Consider the following 17,804-nt stretch of genomic DNA (forward strand, 5'->3'; position numbering starts at 1 on the left):
AAAGAGTAATCAAATAATGAATGCAATTTACTTATGTGCGATAGCACAACCTTGGATAAGTGTTATCAAGCAACTTGATTGTCAGTTTAATATAAAGCCCTCCTATATTGTCCATTGGAAAAACGATAAAAAACAATTTATCAAAGCGAATTTGAAAAGTTGTCATTTACAGCAAATAGATGATGCTTGGAAAGGTTTAGGGTTTCCAGCAGCAGCAGATCGATACATTTTTGACGAACAAGAGCTTAAAGAGATATCTTCTTATGAGCTTGTAGCGTTAAAAATGATGGACAGACTTGATCCCGATGGAGAGTCTTTTCCATTCAATACACGTTTATATTTTTTTCGTGACCTATTAGGCTATTGGTTCAATATTGTTGAGCAGAGAAATATAGATATAGTCATCTCTCCCTCTGTACCGCATAGGGTGTTTGATTACGCACTTTACGTTGTGTGTAAGATGAAGAGCATAAAATTTTTAATGTTTCAATTGACTCCATTTGGTAGTAACAGCATTTTGATTAACGATATTGAAAAAATGCCATTGCCATCAGATGACGGGATAGAGTATTTATTACCTTCAAAGGAAGTTCAAGAAAAAATAACCAAGGTGTATGAGGATTATAATAAAGCCGTACCAGATTATATGGTCAAGCACGAAGCTAATGCTAAAAAAGACTATGCTAAATTATCCTTATCTTACTCAAAAAAGCTCAGTCAATCTTACAAATTATTAACTTCATCACCCAATACTTATTGGGTGGAAAGTGGCTTCTTGCCTAACGAAACGCAGTATTCGTGGTTTAAGTTTTATGCTATGCAGCTCAAACGTAAAAATATGGTTGAGACTATTAAGAAAGATTATAGCGATATTGTAATACAGGAGTTGCCTAATAGTTTTGTACTGGTTGCTCTTCATTATCAACCTGAAGAAACATCATGTCCAACGGGTGGTACTTATTCAGATCAGATTTTAATGATTCAGTTATTAAATCAGCAGTTACCTGAAAATACCACTATTCTGGTAAAAGAACATAAGTCTCAGTTCTATTCTCACCAAGAGAGTGCTTCAGGCCGCAATTCACTTTTTTATAGGCGTATTTCTCAAATATCTGATCGCATAAAATTTGTATCTGAGAGCCATGATCCCTTTGAGTTAATAGATCAAGCACAAGCAGTGGTCACCATTAGTGGTACAATTGGTTGGGAAAGTGCAATCAGAGGTACGCCAGTTCTTGTATTCGGTAGAGCTTGGTATGAAGGAATGCCTAGAGTATTTAAAGTAAAAACCAAAAGTGATATTTTAGAGGCATGGCGACAATTATCAGAACAAAAAGATAAAGATTGTCAGTCTGAAATGATGAGATTTCATGCAAAGTTAGAAAAGAAATTTGTAAGGGCAAAGCATTATAAGTCTTATTTGAATAATGAAGATGTCACTATGGCTGAATCCGTCGACAATATTGTTCATGGAATAGTAAAATTTTTAGAATTGAAATCGAATATCTAGATTAATAGTTATTTAATAGTATACAAAAGACGCCTGTTGTAAAGATTGATTCGTATATGGTCTTGGTCTATCTTATATGATGTATAAATAGTATCTACAATAAAAAATCTATCGGAATGTTGAATTATGACTATTTATTTACTTACTCTTCCTAATGGTGCTTTTGGCAGTGCTGGTCAGAGCTGGAAGATGCTAGATTTAGAAAAAATAAAATCTCAATTGGATTTTAAGGTCATTGTTAAATCAATCTTGGATATAGAGAATATTGTTTTCAATAATGATGATATTTTAATTTATACATCCTCCCCTGATGAAAATATCAGAACATTTCTAAAAAACTCTTTATTTTACGTGAAAGATAAAATTAAGCTAATACCCAGCTTTGAGTTATTAATGGCACATGAAGATAAAGGTTTTCAAGAAGTATTAAAAAAACATAAGAATATTGGAGATTTAAACGGTCGATATATATTTGACGTAGACGATCATTCTTTGCCTTTTCCAAAGGTGTTAAAAACCTCTCAAGGAGCTGGCAGTTCAGGAGTTTTCTTGGTAAAGAAAAAGAAAGATCTTAAAAATATACGAAAAGACTTTCTTAATGAAGCTTTGAAAAGGAAATTAATCAATACACAACGCAAGTTTAAGTTAAGTCGTTCTGAGTATAAAATATATAGCTACTCTAAAAAGCTATTTTACCCTTTCGTCGAGCAAGATTTTATTCCTAATTTACAACACGATTTTAAGGTATTAGTTTTTGGAAATCGTTACTTCGTACTCAAAAGATCTATCAGAAAAAATGATTTTAGAGCGAGTGGCAGTGGGGATTTTGAGTTTATTGAGCCATCGCAAGCAGTTCTAGACTATGCCAAAAAAATATCCTTAGCATTAGATAATCCGTATTTGTCTTTAGATATTGCCCAATCTGATAGAGGGTGCCATTTGATAGAGTTTCAAGGTACTAATTTTGGTCCTTATACTTTATTAAATGCGTCATATAGATATGTATTTAAAGACAATGAGTGGCTTAAAGAAGAAAATTGTAAAGATCTAGAGGCAAACTATGGCTATGCCCTAAATCACTATATCAATACGAAGTTACGTTCTTCTGATCTTCATAAAGATAAGTTATGAAATGAGCAATTGTAGGAACTGGGTATGTGGGACTTTCTAATGCAATGATATTTGCCCGGCCTCATGAATAGCCACCACTGATATTTTTCCTGAAACAATTGAGTGGCTTAATAAGCTAGTTCCTGCTGTTAAGAGTAAGAATATTTTAAAATCTTTAAACGTATAACCGGAACAAGTATTGGGGACTGCATTTTAAATTTTGTTTATTGGTATAAAGAGTATTATTTAACATAGAAAGAGAAATTTATTTATAAATAATACAAGAGAGTTTAATAATGAAAGTAGTACACATAATAACAGGTCTAGATAATGGAGGCGCCGAGGGTGTTCTTTACCGTTTAGTGACATATGATCAAGATAATGAGCATGTGATAATCTCCATGATGGACGAAGGTAAATATGGAGCGCTATTATCTGAACAAGGGTTTGTCGTCCACTGTTTAGGTATGAAATCAGGGAAAATCTCAATACAAGCTGTTTTAAAGCTTTATAAATATTTGAGAGAAGCAAGTCCAGATGTAGTGCAAACCTGGATGTATCATGCGGATTTACTAGGTGGTATTGTTGCGAGAAGTTTGGGCATTAAAAAAGTTTTTTGGAATATCAGACAAAGTTGTTTTGATGAACGTTATGTTAAATCTAGTACAATAAAAATTGCAAATATATGTTCCAAACTAAGTAGTGTCATCCCCTCTAAAATTGTCTCATGTTCTACTAGAGCCGTAGAGGAACATATTAAGTTAGGTTATTGTAAGAATAAAATAGTAGTCATCGAAAATGGCTATGATTTGGATCTTTTCAAAGCTGACGATTATTCTCGTATAGAAACTAGAAATTCGTTAGGTATTGGTCAATATCCAGTATTAGGAATGGTCGGTAGATATAACCCTCAAAAAGATCATAAAAATTTAATTCACGCTTTAAGCATAGTAGATAAAAAGGGATATCAGTTCGAGTTGCTCTTAGTGGGCCGAGATTTAAATGAAAGTAATACTGAGTTATTGAGTATTATTAATAAATACGGTTTGAAAGATAAGGTTCACTTGTTAGACCAAAGAGCAGATATTCAAAATATTATGAATGCACTGGATATTCATATACTAAGCTCTACTAGCGAAGGTTTTCCTAACGTAGTTGCTGAGGCTATGGCATGTAGTACCCCATGCATAGTAACTAACGTTGGTGATTCTAAATTAATAGTAGATAAGTATGGTATTGTGGTCGAACCTCGTAATGCTAATGAGTTAGCAGAAGGTATCATCACTATGATGGATACTATGTCTAATGATAAAGAGTGGGATTGTTTAAAAAACGATTGCTCTACTCATATTAACGAAAATTTTAGCATTCAGTCTATGGTGTTAAGATACAACAAAGTTTGGAACAATGATTAAACTATGTTTGCAGTAGATTCAATGTTCTGAGTCAGTATTATGTAGTAAAGCCTATACAATTAAGCTAAGAATTTTTTTATCATAAAAGAGTTCTTAATATGAGTAATGTAATTGAATTTTAGTATGTTTATTCAGGCAATCATATTAGAGAAAATTGGCGTTATATATGAAAATATAGTCACTTAATTTATGATTGTTCGTCCCAATTAAAGTTCAAATTAGAGAATAAAGAGAAGCATGGCTTTGTTCTGACATGAAAATAAAAAATTTATCGATCGGGGAAAAATCACTTAAAGACTGAAATTCTATGTTTAGATTAAATGGCATATAACTTATCTAGACTACTTTAGGATATTGATTCTAATCATTGTATCTCCGTTTTTTAAGTTAAATGTATTATTTTTAGATAAATATATTATAAATAAAGACGAGATTAATTAGCAAATTTATAAAACTATAGAGAAAAATACGTGACTGATTTAAATTGGATATACACGCATGGATTTATAGGAATCAGATTATTTGAATTGCCTAGCCTTCTTATTTGCCTATTGGTAATTATGATACTCGGCTACAAGTTTGCAATTCCTTCAATTCAAAAGGTTGTTTTAAGTTTGCATTGTTTTTTACCTTTTGTATTGAATGATGTCTTATTTCGAGTAGCATACATGCCTGATCAGTTTAAATATTGGCGTGGAGTTAATGCTATAAGAAGTGGTGAGCTAGGATTGATTGAAGCGTTAATAGGTGGAGACAAGGGAAACAACGTAGAACAAGCCAGTGCTTTCTTCGCCGCCATGCCATTTCCAACGCCTGTCTCACCAATTAGTTTAGGTTTTTATAATACTTTTATTTATATTATTTTATTTTTTATTTTGTATGCTAAGAACGTTTTTACTAAATTTTCTCTTTGGTTTTATTTACTGTTTCCAAGTATGGCACTATATTCGGCATTAACCCTTAGAGAAACCTTGATACTGTTTTTTATGATAATGGCAGTAGTGTATGCTAGAGAATCAAAAATATTTAGAAGCATTCTTTGTATGGTGCCACTAACTCTCATTAAGATTCAAAATTTTTATATCGTTGGTCCAATAGTCCTGCTTTACTTTGTGTTTGACGTTGCAAAAAAAGGTATGGGGTTGACTAAGGCTCTAAGTATTGGCGTTATTGGTTTGGTTTCACTATTGGCTTCTGCTCCTATTGCGCTACCCATAATTAATAAATATAGAGTTTCCATGTTTATGGAAGATGGTGGGGATGCAAAAAATATTGAACTGATATCAGGAGTAGGCGATTTTGTCCTTCAAGGTTTGACTTCAGGTTTTTATTTCTTATCTAAACCCTTGCCTTGGGAAGCAACGAGCCCCCTACAGTTTATACAGTCTTTCGAGAACTTAATTGTTTTAGTTATTCTATTTTTAATCACTCGCCAAGCTTGGATAAAAAGTCCAGATAGATTGGCATTTTGGCTATTGTTTTTAGCTCTATCAATGTCTGTTTATGGACTGGTCGTAGCAAATTATGGTACAGCAGTACGCTATCGTTATGCTTTCATCGTTATGTATGTACTATTTTTATGTGCTGATTGCAATATTAAGAAGCTTTTTCCTAAAAAAGGTGCTGTTGCTTGACAGCAAACGCCGTTAAGATAAAAATGGTTATAATAAAGGACTAAGGACAGAGATTGAAAATATTATACATAGTTAATGAACCTTGGTTTTTCTTATCTCACCGTTTGCCTATTGCTATAGCAGCTCAAGAGCAAGGGTATACTGTGCATGTAGCAACTAGAGATGGTGAGGCCGTTCAAGAAATTTTAGAAAAAGGTTTTATTCATCATCCGATCTCATTATCACGTAATGGTAGCAGTTTACCAAGCGAACTAACTAGCCTATTGAGTATTTGGAAGCTCATAAATGAGGTTGAACCAGATGTTTTACATCTAGTTACTATCAAGCCCGTTATATATGGGGGTATCGCTTCTCGTTTTACGCCAGTTAAGAAGGTAGTCGCGGCCGTTTCTGGGTTAGGAACTTTGTTTTTAGCAGAAGGTTTTAAGGCAGAATTAAAACGTAATTTGGGTGTGGTGCTCTATCGTTGTGCGTTACGTTCTAATAAAACTACCGTTATCTTACAAAATCCCGATGATGAGCAGTTGTTAATAGATTTAAAAGCTATTAAGGCAGAACAAACTATACTCATACGTGGTTCAGGGATAGATCTAACTACATTCGAAGCTTCTCCCGAAAGGCTCAGTGGTACTCCTGTAGTAACCTTCGCTGCACGTTTATTATTCGATAAAGGAATAGCAGAATTTGTAGATGCTATTAAGCTACTAAATGAAAAAGGCATCGTAGCCAGTTACCAAATAGTGGGAGATTTGGATTTAGGTAATAGTACTAGTGTTACCACTAAAGATATCGACGATTGGAAATCTATCCCTAATTTAGTTGTTTTAGGATATCAGAAGGATATGTCTGCTGTGTTTACAGACTCCAATATTGTAGTGCTACCTTCTTATCGTGAAGGATTACCTAAAGTTTTGATTGAAGCTGCCGCGTGTGGTAGAGCAGTGATTACGACAAATGTACCTGGTTGCCGGGATGCCATAGAAGCAAACAAAACAGGTCTACTAGTTCCAGTTAAAAATTCAACTGAATTAGCGAATGCTATAGCAAAGCTAGTGACAGACTCTAAGCTTCGAGTAGAGATGGGTGTTGCTGGGCGACAGCTAGCCGAGAGAGAATTTGCAATTGAAAAAGTGGTAGACCAGCATCTATCTATTTATCAGCAAACCAATTAAGAGTTTTGATTGAGGATGTCTATCAATGAGTAATGTACATAAATTGCTTCTAACAGGTGCAACTGGTTTTGTTGGGAGTGCCCTGCAGCAGCGTATTGTAGCCGATGAGAACTATGATTTAACGATTGCCGTACGCAAAGTTAAGGAGCAAACGCCAGCGGTACACACTGTCAAAGTTAACGATTTAAACGCTGATACTGATTGGAGTGATGCACTAGAAGGTGTCGATGTTATTATTCATTCAGCTGCTCGCGTGCATGTGATGGATGACAAATCTGCTGATCCTCTAGCTGAATTTCGTAAGGTCAATGTAGAAGGAACTTTGAATCTAGCTCGACAAGCTGTTGAGGCAAGGGTTAAGCGTTTCATATTTATCAGCTCGATCAAAGTTAATGGCGAAGGGACCGAGCTTGGAAAGTCCTATACTACTGATTCTAAGCCAAACCCTATCGATCCTTATGGTGTTTCTAAATATGAAGCTGAGCAAGGCTTACTGAAGATTGCTGAAACAACCTCATTAGAAGTTGTTATTATTCGTCCTACTTTAGTGTATGGCGAAAATGTAAAAGGTAACTTTCATTCTTTGATGAAGTGGACTTATAAAGGTATTCCTCTCCCGATAGGAGGAATCAAGCAAAACTTACGTAGCTTAGTTTCTGTAGATAATCTAGTTGATTTTATTATTACTTGTATCGAGCATAAAGACGCCAAGAATGAAGTGTTCCTAATATCTGACGACAATGATATTTCTACAGCTGATTTATTAGAAGAAATATCAAAAGGTTTGGGCGTCAAAAATAAAGCGTTAAACATACCTCCTAAGTTGATTAATACCGCAGCGGGTACACTTGGTAAGTCGAGCGTGGCTCAAAGACTATCAGGCTCATTGCAAGTCGATATTAGTAAAGCTAAAAACTTATTAGGCTGGAAACCTAAGTATTCTACGAGCGAGTCTATTCAAAAAGCTGCAAAATCCTACAAATTAAATGTAATGGCTCCTAAGTCTATGACTTTGCAGAGACCTTTAGATATTATGTTTTCAGCAACAGGTCTGATAGTGGCGTCACCGTTATTAATTGGGGCAACCGCTATTGGTTATTTGGATACAGGCTCGCCTTTATTTATCCAAGAACGGGTAGGTAAAGATCAAAAACCATTTAAACTGATTAAGTTTCGTACTATGAAGGTGACGACAGAGTCTGTTGCCAGTCACCTTGTTGATAATACTTCGATAACGAAACTAGGTAAAGTGCTACGTAAAACAAAGCTAGATGAGCTACCACAACTTATTAATGTATTAAAAGGTGAAATGAGTTTGGTAGGTCCGCGCCCCAATCTTTTTAATCAAAAGGATCTCATAGAAGCGAGAGAACAGATGAGGGTTTATGACGTCTTACCGGGTATCACGGGTCTGGCTCAATTAAGTGGTATTGACATGTCTACGCCTGAACGTTTGGCTAAAAAAGATAAAGAGATGATTGATAGTATCAACCTTAAAAACTATTTTTCTTATATACTGAATACTGCTTTAGGTAAAGGTAGTGGCGACGCCATTAAATGAAAATAAACATAATTTCGGTTATTGGGAAGTAATTTATCATGAACAAGAAATTAAGCATTTTATTGGGTTTTGGCGTTTTATCATCAGTGTCCATGTTGGCGTCCGCACAAAATCTATATATGAATGATATGAAGCTAAAGTCGGAGCTTGACTGGCTCAATGCTCAGGGCGTCACTCATATTAGCACTAGTACTTGGCCATTAACCGCTAATGAAATTAGAAACGCACTCAAAACGGCTCAAGTGACGACTGATACCCAGCAAAAAATCTTACAGTCTGTACATACTACGCTTGCCCAAAACCCTAATTCTTTGGTCAAAGCAGAAGTAGATGCGTACTTACAAACCAGCCGTCAACAACTGCCGCAAACTTTTGCAGATGATCAGCTAGCAGGACAACAGCTTTCTGCAGCAATAGGTCTTAGTGAAGAAAACTGGGAGATGAAATTCCAAGCCAATTTAAAAAATGATGACCTAGTTGATAACGATGACGATATCAGCTTCGAGGGCTCATATGTTGCAGGAACTGCTGCCAACCAATGGTTAATAGCGGGTCAGGTACCAACATGGTGGGGACCTGGTAACGATGGTAGTCTCATTCGCGGTGATGCCAGTCGTCCTGTTGCTGGTATTACTATGCAGCGTGATGAGCAAAGCGCACCGACTTCTCCATACTTGTCTTGGGTAGGGCCTTGGCAGTATCAGCTATTCGCTGGGCAATTGGATGATTATGAGGCTATACCAGACGCTAAACTGTTTGGTGGGCGTCTTACGGCGAGTCCATGGGAATGGCTAGAGGTTGGGGCATCTCGAACCTTTATGTGGGGTGGGGATGGTCGTCCAAATAGTCTTAGCTCCTTTGGTGATGCCTTACTCGGAACAAAAGATAACGAATCTACTGGTAACAATACTGACAACGATCCTGCCAACCAACTTGGTGGTTTTGATGCACGGTTGAGCTTAATGCCTTTAGTCAAAGTACCTGCTGGTGTTTACGCTCAGTACGTCGGTGAGGATGAAGCGGGCGGCCTACCAGCCAAAAATATGTATCTCGCTGGCGCAGACTATGCTTCTGAAGCTTACGGTATGCCGTACCAATTGTATGCAGAATATGCAGACACACGTACTAGCGGTGAAGTCCGAGGCATTTCCTATGATCACTTTATTTATACAGATGGCTACTATCAACAAGGCTATCCACTAGGACATTCTTTAGGCGGTGATGCAGAAAGTCTCTCAATTGGCAGCAAAGTATGGCTCAATAATAGTGACTTTTTACGTGTTAAGCTTCAATATGCCAAAGTAAACCAAGCAGACGATTCTATCAATCAAGCATTTCCAACTGAAGATAAGCTCAAAGTGATTGACGTAGAGTGGGCGCATCAGTTGCATCCGCAAACTTTGTTGACCACTCGTGTGTGGGGCGTTGATTCAGATATGGGTTCAAGTGATATTGGTGCAGGCGTAGGCCTAGAGTTTAAGTCTTATTAAAATCCACCTCGTTGTACGAAGCATTACTAAATGCTTGATAATAAGGAATTTGTTTAATAGACAAGTTCCTTTTTTATTAAGCATAATTAAAGTAACTTAGTAGACCTCTTGCAAAAGACAGAAACCAATCTCGAAATTAATAATATCAGGGTAATTATTCCAACCATAAGAAAATTTATAAATAGAATTAAGCTGACTGAGTTAGTTTCTACATTGGTGTAAAACCATTGTTACCCAGATTAAGGCGCTCTTAATCATAATGATATAACTAGTCCTCTGCTTGTCGGGATACTTGCTCTAAAACAGTAAACAGCTCCTAGTTCAATCAATCATAGTGCATCGTTCAATTGTAACGCTCCACATAAGCATTTTGCTGCGGATTGTCAGGCTTAATATAGCTTAAGATACTACCTTGTTCTATTGCCCATTCTTTTAGAGTGTTGCTGATATACTCAGGGTCGTTGTCACATCTTATCTGAATCGGCTTACCTCGGCATTCAGTGAACTGATTTAGACTACGTATAACCCTTTGAGTTGGTAGTGAGAAGTCAACTTCGATGGTTAGGGCTTCTTGATTGTAGTTATTAATGACATTCAACAGTCTAAAAGTATGGCTATCGGTCAAGGCATCATGCATGAAGTCCATGCTTCAGCTTTAATTTATGCTTTCAGATAAAGCAAGTGGTACTGGTTTAACGCAGTGAATACGGCGTTTAGGTTTGATTCTCAGATTCAATTGAAGCTCGCAATAGATACGATATACGCGCTTATGGTTGTATCTCAGTCCCATCACGTTATACCGGGTTAAAAAGCATAAGCCAAAACCCCAATTCTTATTCTTAGTAGGCAGCTCTATCAGCAAGTCACAGTCACACTGATGTTAAAGATGGGGCAAGCACAGCGTATGCTAATACTGAACTCTTTAATATAATGACAAGCAAAGGCTTTGCGCCTTTGGGGCGCTACCACTTTTTTATCATGGCATCCTCTAGGATATCGGACTTAAATGTATCTTCGGCAAAGCTCAGCAATAGGCACGCCTTGCTTCGCTTGTTTTAGGATGCCTACCATCTGGTTGCTATTAAAGCGTGTCTTTTTCATAGGATTCTCCTGCTGATATATTTTAGCAGTTAATCTCTATTTCTAGGTGTTCTTATTTATTGGGGGAGTTACCTGTGTCTTTAAATAAGATAAAAGTCTTTTGTTCATTTAGATTTTTTTGCTCAAGCTATCCATTTTTTTTCGTCTTATAGCTACTATATTCAGCTTTAACTCTTCTCAAAGCTAAACCAACTTTAACTTTTCTAAAAATTAAGTTAGGTGTCCTCTGATAGAGTTTTAAGAAAACAAATCTAGGCTCTGGTTGGGGAAGAGCGAGTTTAGCGTAACCTTTCGCTATAGAAAAATTTTCTTCCAACGTTGCTGCTATGACTGCATTGAATACTTTCCTATTAATATATCTTCTTATACCATTCTCCTTGAGAATATCAGGGTTTTTTATCGCCTTTTCTAATATTACGTTCACCTGTGGTGATATGTCTTTTAGTGACGAAATATGCTGACGTTTCTTCTTGCTCTCATCTTTGCTTTCCGTAATGCCCCCAGTACCTCTGAAGTAGTAAGCGGTTACTTTGTCGGATGTTGCTACTGGATACGCTAGTGCAACCTTTACCCAATATTCTAAGTCTTCACCCCTTTTTTTATCACTGAAACCACCAATATTATCAAAGGCTTTTTTACTTATGGCCACAGAAGAGCTACATACCAGACTTCGCTTTTTTGAAGCCTCTAGAAAATAATCTATAAGACGAATATTGCCAGGCTTAGCATCATCGATAGCAGGTGGATTTGTATTTGTCTTCAAAGCCTTAGTCGCCACCATTCCTAAAGATGAAAAAGTACTAATAATTTTGGACAATTCACTTAAATGGTCGATAGACCAGGCATCATCGGCATCAAGAAGGGCTATCCAATCATACTTTGCTTCAGCCATTCCTTTATTTCTCGCGGAACCCACACCTTGATTGGTCTGCTGTATTATTCTAACTCTAGAATCTGAAATACTTTTAATGACCTCTAAACTGTCATCAACTGAACCATCATCTACAATAATCAGCTCGAAGTCTGCAAAATTTTGAGAAAGCACACTTTCTACTGCTCTTAGGATATATTTTTCTTTGTTATATAGAGGTATAACTACACTAAACATTTAAGTAGCCTTACGTTAAAAATGATAGAAGTTTATTATATATAATACGCCAATTATTAACAGTGTAGGGGCATAATAAATGTCGTAGATGGCCTAATAGGCAGTAGTAAACCTCTTGCAAAAGCAGAATCATGGGTTAGAATAAACGTCATACTCTCAAACAGATGGTTGCCATTGTCTCATCTGTCTGGCATGACCGCTGATTTGTTCTGTGAAGCATTGAATATGGCCATCAAAAATAAAATGGCAAACTAATGGCTAATTTTACACTTTGACAGAGGCAGCCAGTACCTATAGCCATAAAATCATCAAACCGTATACGTGTACCGGCTCAATGAGCAGCAAAGGCAATTGTTTCGACAACTCTCCAATAGAAAACTTTAGGGGCATATTGAAGGATGAACTGATGTATCACCAAGACTATAAAACAAGATCTGGAGCCATCAATGATCTTATTAAATATATATATCTGATAATCTAATAGGACACACTGTTGGCAGATTTCGTGCGATAATGCCGCTATTAAATCAAATCAAAGTATAATTTTTGTAAAATTGTGGGAGCGTATATATTGGAAAATGTGTCAGTAGTAATACCTAGCTATCGGTCAGAAAAGCTAATATCTAGAACAGTATTGTCTATTTTAGAGGCGGGTGTACTTCCTAGAAATATATTTGTTATAGAGGATGGGGTCTTTGATAATACTGGAGATGTATTAAAAGAATTTCCCGGCATAAATCATATTTCATGTGAACAAAATAAAGGCGCTCCCCATGCGAGAAACTTAGGGTTGAGTAAAGTTGAGACAAAATATGTAATGTTCATAGACTCTGATGATTTTATTTCTGAATCCTTAATTATAGGTTTAGTAAATTCAGCAGAAAAAGAAAATGCTGATATGGCATTTGGACCATGGAGAATGGATGGCGATAGCATTCCTCAAGGTAAATTACGTCAACCTCCAAGTTTAAGTAGTAGTGGTTGGGTTTTGCATTGGCTAAATACTGAATATGTGCCTACCTGTAGTGTCTTATGGAAAACAGAGAAAGTAATAGAAATAGGAACATGGGATGAAAGGCTAAAGAACAACGAAGATGGAGAAATAGTAGTCAGAGGGCTAATGAGTACGGATAACTTATCAATAAGCACTCAAGGGTATAGTACATATTGGCAACATAAATCAGTGTATAGAGTGACCGCTGCTCCTATTGAGGATAGAATATTCGCTGCAAATGTAATATATACCAATATACTAAATTGGATTAATGAGAATAAATCTTTAAACAAATATCGTATGGAATTGGGGCGCTTCTGTTATAAAACTGCTTGGGTGGCTCAAGCTAAAGGCTTAGAGTCAGTATCAGATGAGTGGTTTTCAAGAGCTAGAAAATTAGGTTATAAGAAGCAAGGTTATAATAATAAGACGAAATACTTATCAGTTTTATTTGGTTTCCGTTATGCTGTTGCTATACATTCTAATTTATTAAAAAATAAGTCTAAAATAAAAAAGATAAAAAATAATTTAAAATAAAAAAGTGATATAGAAACGATGACCTGCTCAGCATATTTTTGCAATAAACTTATCATAAAATAAGACTTGGTATAGATCACCATGTTTCAGTAGAAGCCGATGAGCTTTTCGATGGCGAAGTAGAATTAGATAAAAGTTACTTTGGCAGTATATGCAAAGACAAAAGAGGTCGAGGTGCTGCTGGTAAAAGCAAGCATATGAATGGCATCGAGAACTCTTGGAATCAGTTTAAAAGAGTGCAAGTTTAGGTTTAACTGTGGCTCACCATCTAATCAGTTTAAAACTCTGAGACTATGGTGTGCTATTTAACCCTTATCTACTACAGCCCCATACTTTTTTACTTGCTGTATTCAGGCTTACTTTTGAGCAATAGTTTAAATTTATAGTCAATAATATTTTTACCTTCCTTTCCTTGTTACACTGACATTTTTTGGCAAATTAATATGAAACATGTAAGCTCTTTTCTGAATACCCTACAGCGTAATAGTCTTGTTAAATCAACAATAAAAAGTCTCATTCCAAAAGAAGCGCGAGTAAAGGTTTATAGATTTTTGAATAAAGATTCTTCGATAAGGCTCTACTTCGAAAATAATACAGCTCTTTTTGATCCTAAAAGTAAAAATATACAAGGATTGATACCAGTATTTTATTGGGACGGCAAGCCTAATTTTGGTGATGTTATTGGCCCATATTTAATTTCTAAGATAACTGGTAAACCAGTTTTAAATATTAAGAACTTACAGTATCCTGGAATCATGACTGTTGGTAGCATCATACAACTGCTCAATAGAAAAAATATGGTTATATGGGGTAGTGGTTTGATGTACAAGCCAACAGATGAACAAGTGAAAGCACTCAAAAAATATAACCCAGAAATTCTGTCTGTCAGAGGTCGAGAGACTGCTAAACAATTATTAGAAGCTGGTATAAATGTTCCTGATCAAAGCACTTATGGTGATCCTGCTCTGATCTTGCCATTATTTTACACGCCTACAGTAAGTGGTCCCCAAAAAATTGGTATCTGCCCTCATTACATACATAAATCCCATTTTTTAGAATGTATTAATGATAAAGATAATTTAAAAATTATAGATGTGCAAAATGATCTAGAAACTGTTGTAGATTCCATTAGTTCATCATCTGTATGTATTTCCACCTCATTACATGGCCTTATAATTGCGCAGGCCTACAACATCCCGTGGGTATGGCTGGAGATTTTTGATAATAATTTGGGAGGTGAGGACTTTAAATTCAAGGATTTCTTCTCTACTATAAATGAATCTCAAGTGTCACATGTCAGGGTTAAAATGGAAGAAATTAAAAATCTTAACTACAAAGAGATAGCGGAACAGGCGAGCTTACCAGATAAACTATATAGTGAAGAGCGGATATTAGAATCCCTGAAAGTATACCTAAATAGAGAGAGAAAGTGACCTATGTAGGGGCTTTATGAAATTGGACAGTGTTTAAACAGTTATATTAACCCAAAATAGGAACATAGTATGACTAACAAACGCAATTAATATACCCGAGAATTCAAATGAGAAGCCATTAGCTTAGTTACTGATCACAACCGCACCATACCTGACGTAGCAAGCTCACTGGGCATTGGCAAATCCACACTGTAGAAATGGATGGCTGAGTCCGTACCGTCAAGAAATGTGTGGCCAAGCCCCTAAAGTTGGCAATGCTATAACTGATAAGCAGCGAGAGCTCCAAAAGCTACGTAAACAAGTTAAGCCTCTAACTATGGAACGCGATATTCTAAATGAGGAGGGTTAAAGCGAAGTGTTGCTTCGTCCCGACGCATGACAACCCTTTAGATCGCAACTTTAGCCCATCAGCGCCCAATCTAACTTGGACAGGCGATGTCACTTATATTCGTATCAAAGGCAGCTGGTATTATCTAGCTGTCTTTTTAGATTTATATATCTGGCCTGTGATCGGGCTTGCCATGTCAGACTCACCTGACACGACAGTAACGGCTGCTTTCTTGTATATAGAAAATTGGACAAGAGATTCACTATTTAAAAACTTCATCATAAATCGGTGATATTAATTTTGAACCATAGCTACTTAGATGGTCGTCATCAAAATATAATGGTATGCCATTTTTATCACCATAACAGGAATCACTGTTGCATAGATAAGGGATAGGGTCTAATATTTTAGCCCCACATCTCGTTACGGCTTCATCTTGCATTCGATACGCGGTTCTTTGACGTTCTTGATAACTTGTTAGTGGTATTTTAACCTTTTTAGGCACTCCATTAAACATTGATGTCCTGAACATTGTCAGCGGAACATCAGTTATCAATTCTGGAGTTGGACGCATTAAGTAAACAGGATTATTTTCCGAAAATTCACATATTGTATTAACCATATGTTCTGTAAGGTTTATGCGATATTCGTCATTTCTTTCGACAAATACTTTATTTACGAAATTAGTTGGGAGTGCTGAAAGGCTGTCTTCGTGCTCATTAAACCCATGTAAATTTTGCGACGTTCTATTTATGATGATAATTGGAACGTTAGGATATTGCTTAGCTGAGATATTTATGGCGTTTTCTACTAATTTTCCGCAGTTGTAATTTGGGTTATTACCATTACTGTCGACTGAATATAATCCTTTGATAGTACTACAAGCCGATAAACTCAAATCAAGCACGCTACCTCCATGTTGTTCAGCTATATCACCAATGGTAGATACTTGGGCTTGTGCGTGACTATCACCAACTCAAATAGCTTTAACTGGACCATTACCATAAGTGCACTCTGGCGAGATTCCATTTACTACTCGACCACAAGTGGACTCTCTAGGGTTCCTTTCTTGCTGATCTGTGATTGTGCCTTGCACTTTAGATAGACGGATAGGTGTCAACACGTCATATTTCATAAATAACGCACTCCCTAAAAGCCCAACAATTCCAACAATATAAACAGGCTTACATTTTGAGTAGCTTAAGATAGTAGGGAAACTTCTCTGAAAATTAATTTTCTCAACATACTTATAACTTAAGAATCCTAACAATATTGAAAGTACCATACCTATATAAATATAGTAATCAGGAAGAGAGAATAGATAGATAGCAACCACAAATGGCCAGTGCCACAGATAGATAGAGTAAGACCATGTTCCCAACTTCTGAAAGACAATATTACCTGTAATCAAACTGTCATTGCGTTGTGCTTGGATAATAAGAAACGAGCCTAGAACGGGGAATAGTGCTAGATAACCTGGCCAAGCATTTTCTGCCGAGATTAAAAAATAAGAGCCTACAACTAAAGCCAGTCCTGTCCACTCCACAAGCTTCTTTCTATTTTCTTGCAACGTAAAAGGATAAAGGTAGGCAACACCACCCAACATCATCTCCCATGCTCTAGTATGGAATAGATAATAAGCTGCACTAGGTGACTTGTATGTTGCAAAAACAGAAAATATAAAGCCAAGTACGGTGCCAATGATGAGTAATAATTTCAGAGTCTTTATAGATAGAAATCTACGTAGAGCAAGAAGCACCAGGGGATAGATGATATAAAACTGCCACTCAACAGATAGCGACCAAGTATGTAATAGCCACTTCTCATGAGAAGTAGCATCAAAGTAACCAGCTTCTGTCCAATAAACAAAATTAGATAAAAAACCAACGCTACTCGCAGTATGCTTACCTAGTGCTCTGTATTCTAGAGGTGTAAGATAAAACCATCCAAAAATTAATAATACGAAACAAAGTAGAGCTAAAGCCGGGATAATCCTATTAGCACGAGCGACATAGAAATTTAAGATAGAAAAATTCTCTTGCTCGATGCCTCTAAAGATAATCCCAGTCATCAAAAATCCAGAGATTACAAAAAATACATCAACGCCAGCAAAACCACCCGGCATCCAAGAAGCATTAAAATGGAACAGTACGACAGCAATTACTGCAAAGGCCCGAAGACCGTTAATATCTTTTCTGAATTTCATGCTTTTTACATACTAATAAAATATTTTTGATAGTATAGCTTCATTGTAGTTAGCTGTACACTATACATCTCAGTTATCAGTGTTAGGTGAATGAGCGGTAGATTAAAGTCATTAAGATCGCCACGATATAAGAAAATTGCTATCCCATATAAAATAGCTAGGGCGTGTTATCAATTAAATTATGAGAATTTAAATGAGATAAATT

Annotated in this window: 12 protein-coding genes and 4 pseudogenes; 12 read left to right on the plus strand and 4 right to left on the minus strand. The window is 36.3% G+C overall.

The window, feature by feature from the left end; all coding sequences use genetic code 11:
• Positions 1-16 precede the first annotated feature (16 nt).
• From M917_RS04220 to M917_RS04250, 7 genes are all read left to right on the plus strand, one after another.
• Entirely contained in the window at positions 17-1,510 is a 1,494-nt protein-coding gene (locus M917_RS04220) for a capsular polysaccharide export protein, LipB/KpsS family (RefSeq protein ID WP_021813532.1), read from the plus strand.
• A 126-nt stretch (positions 1,511-1,636) separates the two neighbouring features.
• Positions 1,637-2,641 (plus strand): ATP-grasp domain-containing protein, encoded by a 1,005-nt coding sequence (locus M917_RS04225; RefSeq protein ID WP_021813533.1) that lies wholly within the window; start codon positions 1,637-1,639, stop codon positions 2,639-2,641.
• Positions 2,642-2,916: 275 nt separating this feature from the next.
• Positions 2,917-4,035 carry a glycosyltransferase family 4 protein gene (locus tag M917_RS04230; protein ID WP_021813534.1) on the plus strand — a complete coding sequence of 373 codons (1,119 nt, stop codon included), beginning with the start codon at positions 2,917-2,919 and terminating at the stop codon, positions 4,033-4,035.
• A gap of 470 nt (positions 4,036-4,505) precedes the next feature.
• The gene (locus tag M917_RS04235; protein WP_040641889.1) at positions 4,506-5,669 is read left to right on the plus strand and encodes a hypothetical protein; all 1,164 of its coding nucleotides are present in this window, start codon (positions 4,506-4,508) and stop codon (positions 5,667-5,669) included.
• Between the two features lie 53 nt (positions 5,670-5,722).
• Positions 5,723-6,841 carry a glycosyltransferase family 4 protein gene (locus tag M917_RS04240; protein WP_021813536.1) on the plus strand — a complete coding sequence of 373 codons (1,119 nt, stop codon included), beginning with the start codon at positions 5,723-5,725 and terminating at the stop codon, positions 6,839-6,841.
• A gap of 25 nt (positions 6,842-6,866) precedes the next feature.
• Positions 6,867-8,402 carry a hybrid nucleoside-diphosphate sugar epimerase/sugar transferase gene (locus tag M917_RS04245; protein WP_021813537.1) on the plus strand — a complete coding sequence of 512 codons (1,536 nt, stop codon included), beginning with the start codon at positions 6,867-6,869 and terminating at the stop codon, positions 8,400-8,402.
• A 38-nt stretch (positions 8,403-8,440) separates the two neighbouring features.
• Complete coding sequence (locus M917_RS04250; protein ID WP_021813538.1) at positions 8,441-9,892, plus strand: capsule assembly Wzi family protein; 1,452 nt, start codon at positions 8,441-8,443, stop codon at positions 9,890-9,892.
• Between the two features lie 271 nt (positions 9,893-10,163).
• On the opposite strand, the pseudogene M917_RS04255 reads toward M917_RS04250, so the two are convergent.
• Together M917_RS04255 and M917_RS13685 are read right to left on the minus strand one after the other, a co-directional pair.
• Positions 10,164-10,993 (minus strand): annotated as a pseudogene (locus M917_RS04255) (DDE-type integrase/transposase/recombinase); the annotation flags it as partial.
• Positions 10,994-11,120: 127 nt separating this feature from the next.
• The gene (locus M917_RS13685) at positions 11,121-12,101 is read right to left on the minus strand and encodes a glycosyltransferase family 2 protein (RefSeq protein ID WP_021813540.1); all 981 of its coding nucleotides are present in this window, start codon (positions 12,099-12,101) and stop codon (positions 11,121-11,123) included.
• Positions 12,102-12,293: 192 nt separating this feature from the next.
• On the opposite strand from M917_RS13685, the pseudogene M917_RS14370 reads away from it, so the two are divergent.
• From M917_RS14370 to M917_RS14600, 5 genes and pseudogenes are all read left to right on the plus strand, one after another.
• Positions 12,294-12,573: pseudogene (locus M917_RS14370) on the plus strand (IS3-like element ISPar1 family transposase); the annotation flags it as partial.
• 108 nt (positions 12,574-12,681) lie between these two features.
• Positions 12,682-13,632, plus strand: coding sequence for a glycosyltransferase family 2 protein (locus tag M917_RS14190; protein WP_040641892.1), 951 nt, complete (start codon positions 12,682-12,684; stop codon positions 13,630-13,632).
• A 50-nt stretch (positions 13,633-13,682) separates the two neighbouring features.
• A pseudogene (locus M917_RS14375) lies at positions 13,683-13,941 on the plus strand (hypothetical protein); the annotation flags it as partial.
• 134 nt (positions 13,942-14,075) lie between these two features.
• Positions 14,076-15,065 carry a polysaccharide pyruvyl transferase family protein gene (locus M917_RS04270; protein WP_021813542.1) on the plus strand — a complete coding sequence of 330 codons (990 nt, stop codon included), beginning with the start codon at positions 14,076-14,078 and terminating at the stop codon, positions 15,063-15,065.
• Positions 15,066-15,400: 335 nt separating this feature from the next.
• Positions 15,401-15,685, plus strand: a complete 285-nt coding sequence (locus M917_RS14600; protein ID WP_406621796.1) for a DDE-type integrase/transposase/recombinase — start codon at positions 15,401-15,403, stop codon at positions 15,683-15,685.
• On the opposite strand, the pseudogene M917_RS14490 reads toward M917_RS14600, so the two are convergent.
• Positions 15,656-16,357, minus strand: a pseudogene (locus tag M917_RS14490) (SGNH hydrolase domain-containing protein); the annotation flags it as partial. The gene M917_RS14600 and the pseudogene M917_RS14490 overlap by 30 nt on opposite strands.
• Before the next feature lie 12 nt (positions 16,358-16,369).
• The gene (locus M917_RS14495; RefSeq protein ID WP_021813544.1) at positions 16,370-17,599 is read right to left on the minus strand and encodes an acyltransferase family protein; all 1,230 of its coding nucleotides are present in this window, start codon (positions 17,597-17,599) and stop codon (positions 16,370-16,372) included.
• Between the last annotated feature and the right edge of the window lie 205 nt (positions 17,600-17,804).

Origin of the sequence: Psychrobacter aquaticus CMS 56, assembly GCF_000471625.1 — a bacterium.
GTDB lineage: Bacteria > Pseudomonadota > Gammaproteobacteria > Pseudomonadales > Moraxellaceae > Psychrobacter > Psychrobacter aquaticus.

Excerpts from the sequence above, each read along its gene's own strand:
- M917_RS04220 (WP_021813532.1), top strand. The coding sequence starts at position 17 with ATGAATGCAATTTACTTATGTGCGATAGCACAACCTTGGATAAGTGTT.
- M917_RS13685 (WP_021813540.1), bottom strand. The coding sequence starts at position 12,101 with ATGTTTAGTGTAGTTATACCTCTATATAACAAAGAAAAATATATCCTA.
- M917_RS04225 (WP_021813533.1), top strand. The coding sequence starts at position 1,637 with ATGACTATTTATTTACTTACTCTTCCTAATGGTGCTTTTGGCAGTGCT.
- M917_RS14495 (WP_021813544.1), bottom strand. The coding sequence starts at position 17,599 with ATGAAATTCAGAAAAGATATTAACGGTCTTCGGGCCTTTGCAGTAATT.
- M917_RS04270 (WP_021813542.1), top strand. The coding sequence starts at position 14,076 with ATGAAACATGTAAGCTCTTTTCTGAATACCCTACAGCGTAATAGTCTT.
- M917_RS04245 (WP_021813537.1), top strand. The coding sequence starts at position 6,867 with ATGAGTAATGTACATAAATTGCTTCTAACAGGTGCAACTGGTTTTGTT.
- M917_RS04230 (WP_021813534.1), top strand. The coding sequence starts at position 2,917 with ATGAAAGTAGTACACATAATAACAGGTCTAGATAATGGAGGCGCCGAG.
- M917_RS14600 (WP_406621796.1), top strand. The coding sequence starts at position 15,401 with ATGAGGAGGGTTAAAGCGAAGTGTTGCTTCGTCCCGACGCATGACAAC.
- M917_RS04250 (WP_021813538.1), top strand. The coding sequence starts at position 8,441 with ATGAACAAGAAATTAAGCATTTTATTGGGTTTTGGCGTTTTATCATCA.